Below are 4,085 nucleotides of genomic sequence, written 5' to 3'. Positions count from 1 at the left end.
ATTGCTCGATATTTTCAACGGTCATTTCTTTTGATTTAACTTTTACTTCTTCAGGGTTGTTCATTAAGGTTGTCGCGATATCACGAATTTCCTTAGGCATCGTAGCTGAGAAAAGCAGCGTCTGACGTTCTTCAGGAAGAGCTTTCAGGATATCACGAATGTCGTCGATGAAGCCCATATTCAGCATTTCATCTGCTTCATCCAGTACAGCTGTGTGTACGTTCTGAAGTTTAATCGTTTTACGGCGAATGTGATCAAGCAGTCGTCCAGGTGTTGCAACGACAATCTGGTTCGTCTTAAGGGAACGAATTTGACGCTCCATGTTCGATCCGCCATAAATCGGCAGTGCGCGAACGCCTTTAACCTTACCAAGACGGTTCATCTCTTCAGCAACCTGAATCGCAAGCTCACGAGTTGGTGCCACGATTAATCCCTGAACAGATTTAACCTGCTTGTCAATTTTCTCCAGCATCGGAATACCGAATGCTGCTGTTTTACCTGTACCTGTCTGAGCTTGACCGATCACGTCTTTGCCTTGAAGCCCTAGAGGTATCGTTTGTTCTTGAATCGGTGTCGTTTCTTCAAATCCCATATCATCTAAAGATTTTAGAATTGGATTTGATAAACCTAGTGAATTAAATGTTGTCACTTATTTCATACTCCTTTTTTATATAAACTCATATATAACTTATATGCCTATAAACATGTAAAAAAAGCCTTCCGCCACAGAAATCGGGAGAGGCTCCTCTGGTGTCTGCCTAATAGATTCATTCATCATAACATACATAACACAGTTAATTCTACACATTTCTCCTATGCTTTTCAATCCGAAGAATGATAAAATGAGTGCACAACTGTTGTTCACCAGAGGAGGGGTTTAATGAATAAGCCTCCAATTCATCCATATATAATTTTATTCATAGGGGTACTATCCATATCTACAGCAGCGATTTTTGTTAAATTGGCTGGTGATGCTCCAGCATCGATTATAGCTTTTTTCCGACTGTCGCTGGCTGTGCTAATTATGTCCCCTTATGTATTATGGAAACATTTTGATGAAATCAAACAAATTAATCAAAAAGATTGGATCATGGCTGGTTTATCCGGGGTGTTTTTAGCGTTTCACTTTATCTTATGGTTTCAGTCCCTGTCTTACACTTCTGTTGCAAGTTCGGTGGTTCTCGTTTCGCTGCAGCCAATTTTTGCTTTTATAGGGACTTTCATTTTCTTTAAAGAACGTTTCACAATCGGTGCGGTTTTAAGCCTGGTCATTACGATAACAGGAAGTGTCATTATAAGCTGGGGCGATTTTCAAATTAGCGGCTTGGCTCTTCTCGGAGACATCATGGCCCTTTTAGGAGCATTTATGGTTACCGGTTACTTCCTGCTGGGTCAGAACTTGAGAAAACGTCTTTCTCTTATGACTTACACTTTTCTTGCCTATGGCACAGCTTCTGTCACTTTACTGCTTTACAATCTTATTTTAAATCAATCATTTACCGGTTACAACGGCTCTCAATGGCTAATCTTCCTTGCACTGGCTATTATCCCGACTTTCTTCGGTCACTCCTTATTTAATTGGACCCTGCGCTGGATCAGCACTTCAACGATTTCAATGGCCGTTTTACTGGAGCCGATTGGCGCAGCCATTCTTGCTTACTGGCTGCTGAGCGAGCCTGTTACATGGTCCCAGTGGCTTGGTGGATCCATTGTACTCTTTGGACTGATGATGTTTATTTTCAGTACGACGAAAAAAGTTAAACCCAAAATTACGCATGCCCATCAAAAACAGTAATCAGAAGATGTCTGTTATAATGATAGAAAAGTAAAGATGTACCATTACTTGAGAGCAGGTGAAGAGATTGACCATACAACTTTTGATTGATGGAGGAGGAGACCTTCCCGACTCCATGAACGATCAACATTCCATCAAAAATGTACCCTTGAATATTCATTTCGGGGAGGAACATTATAAAACAGGTGAGACCATTGATCTGCCTACTTTTTATAAAAAACTAAAACAATCAGAAGAATTGCCAAGATCTTCTTCTCCAAGTCCGAATGACTTTTATGAAAAATATAAAGAAGTAGATCGTGACACTCCTATTCTGGTTCTCGCACTTACTCAGGGACTGAGCAGTACGTACGAAAGTGCTGTAATGGGGATGGACATGCTTCTTGAGGAAGACCCGGAACGCAAAATAGCCGTGTTGAACACAAGAACCGCTTCCTGCGGCATAGCCCTGCTCGTCCATGAAGCCAACAAGAAAATCGAAGAAGGTCTGGATTTTGAGGCCCTCGTATCTCATATGGAAGAACGTATTGAAAAAACCACCACGTTATTTATTCTAAAAACGCTTGAAAATGTTATAAAAGGCGGACGTCTCGATCGAATGAAGGGTACGATCGCCAAGACATTGAACATTAAACTTCTTATGAAAGCCAGTGATGATGAAGGAGCCGTAGAAGTCACAGAAAAGGTTCGCGGAAACAAGAAATCTATTCGCCGCTTCATTGACCAGATTGGTGAGTATGCCCATAACTTAGAAGGCAGAGTCATTGCTTTATCCCATTGTAATGATGAAGCAAGAGGCCGAAAAGTTCTCGAGGATATAAAAGAACGTTACAATCCTGAAGATAGTTTGTTTATGGAAACGGGTCCTCTCATCTCGACTTATGCAGGAGAAGGTGGATTAGTTGTTGCTTTCTTCAGAGATTAATAGATTAACCAAAAGCTGCGGAGCATCTGCCCCGCAGCTTTTTTATTGACTTTAAGAATGAAACTTGAGTTCATGCCTCCCCCAATGACTAGATTCAAAAAGCAGACGTTAAATTGATAATGATAATCATCTTCAATTATAATTTAACCATCTTCTAATAAAGGGGAATGAACATTCTTATTGTTACACGAGATTTCACTTATCATAGAGGTCCCGGCAACCCCAATAAATGTCTTCATTTTAAGAAAGGAGAGTTTATTTATATAGGCGATGATCATCACTACGTAGAACCAATAGGCTGGCTGGTTTCTTTACACACGGACACGCAACTCCCCTTCTTTATTCCTTCCGCTTATTTAGAGGAATACTACTTGAATTATTTGTATATGTACTCGGATATTGCGCTTTCTATTAACTATCATCAACTCAAAGTGGATCAGTCCCTGGATAGACGTGATGCGGAGCTTTTTCAATATCATTCTGCTCAATTGAGTTACTGGGACCAACTAATGAATGGATCCGAAGAAAAGCAGAAGACTGGTTCTTTATGAATTCTATCATGATAGGATTTGCAAGTATTTCTGGGAATACAGAAGAAATAGCGGACGTGCTCAAAGCTCATCTGAAAAATTACGGTTTTGATGTAACACTAGATGAAATTGACGAGATAGACCTAATGAGTTTAAGAATTATTCAGGAGTATTACTTGGTTCCTACACTTGGAACGACGGGGATCTCCCCAATGAGGTAGAAGGATTTTATGAAAATGTAACAGAAACGGACCTAACCGGGGTCCCTATAGCTGTTTATGGCTCAGGCGACTCCCATTTATCCTCATTTCTGCGAAGCTGTTAACCAGTTGGAGAGTGCGTGTCAGGAATCAGGAGCGGTAATCGTCTCCCCTTCTCTTAAAATTGAATATTATCCTGAGAGTGATGAGGATTTATCAAGATGCGAAACCTTTGCAGAAGAATTTGCATTCTTCCTTAAAGACTCTATCAAATCTCTAAGTTGAACCTACAGTTATACTCCCGTTGAAGACTCAGTTTCGAGATAGTTGGGACCGTTACTAAAATGGGGATGCGGGTTGGTTGGGAAATAATTCGCTTTCCTGCGGGGGAACTGGCAAGCCTCCTCGGTCGTTTTCACTTCCTGTGGGGTCTCGCCTCGCTCCTTCTCCCGCGGGAGTCTCATCATTTCCCCACCAACCCAACTATAATGTTGCGAACGGACCATTTTAGAAGAGAAAGATTCTCCTACTTTATCGGGATTAAATCCTTTTATGATAGGCTATTGCGGGTCGTTACATGCTGAAAATAGGTACAAAATCACATGATCTAATTCCTCATTACGCAGGTGATGGTT

General features: G+C 41.0%; 5 protein-coding genes and 1 pseudogene. 5 read left to right on the top strand and 1 reads right to left on the bottom strand.

The annotated features are described in order from the left end of the window. Window positions 1-649 (bottom strand): DEAD/DEAH box helicase (locus WAM07_RS06500; protein WP_422165728.1); only part of this gene is annotated, 649 nt, incomplete at its 3' end. 231 nt (window positions 650-880) lie between these two features. Between WAM07_RS06500 and WAM07_RS06495 the strand changes: the two genes are divergently transcribed. The 5 genes and pseudogenes from WAM07_RS06495 to WAM07_RS06475 all read left to right on the top strand — a co-directional run. Continuing rightward, the gene (locus tag WAM07_RS06495; protein WP_422165727.1) at window positions 881-1,795 is read left to right on the top strand and encodes a DMT family transporter; all 915 of its coding nucleotides are present in this window, start codon (window positions 881-883) and stop codon (window positions 1,793-1,795) included. Between the two features lie 67 nt (window positions 1,796-1,862). Beyond that, window positions 1,863-2,720, top strand: a complete 858-nt coding sequence (locus WAM07_RS06490) for a DegV family protein (RefSeq protein ID WP_422165726.1) — start codon at window positions 1,863-1,865, stop codon at window positions 2,718-2,720. A 167-nt stretch (window positions 2,721-2,887) separates the two neighbouring features. Further along, the gene (locus WAM07_RS06485) at window positions 2,888-3,271 is read left to right on the top strand and encodes a hypothetical protein (protein ID WP_422165725.1); all 384 of its coding nucleotides are present in this window, start codon (window positions 2,888-2,890) and stop codon (window positions 3,269-3,271) included. Next, a complete protein-coding gene (locus tag WAM07_RS06480) occupies window positions 3,268-3,471 on the top strand; it encodes a hypothetical protein (protein ID WP_422165724.1) in 204 nt (67 codons plus the stop codon). Before WAM07_RS06485 ends, WAM07_RS06480 begins: the two co-directional genes overlap by 4 nt. Continuing rightward, a pseudogene (locus WAM07_RS06475) lies at window positions 3,453-3,575 on the top strand (flavodoxin); the annotation flags it as partial. The gene WAM07_RS06480 and the pseudogene WAM07_RS06475, both read left to right, overlap by 19 nt. Window positions 3,576-4,085 lie beyond the last annotated feature (510 nt).

The sequence above is a fragment of the Halobacillus sp. genome, from assembly GCF_049282395.1.
Lineage (GTDB): Bacteria > Bacillota > Bacilli > Bacillales > Halobacillaceae > Halobacillus.
This window is presented reverse-complemented; position numbering and strand designations above follow the sequence as displayed.

What these genes read in the sequence shown, in the direction of transcription:
- WAM07_RS06495 (WP_422165727.1), top strand. Translation starts at nt 881, where the DNA reads ATGAATAAGCCTCCAATTCATCCATATATAATTTTATTCATAGGGGTA.
- WAM07_RS06485 (WP_422165725.1), top strand. Translation starts at nt 2,888, where the DNA reads ATGAACATTCTTATTGTTACACGAGATTTCACTTATCATAGAGGTCCC.
- WAM07_RS06480 (WP_422165724.1), top strand. Translation starts at nt 3,268, where the DNA reads ATGAATTCTATCATGATAGGATTTGCAAGTATTTCTGGGAATACAGAA.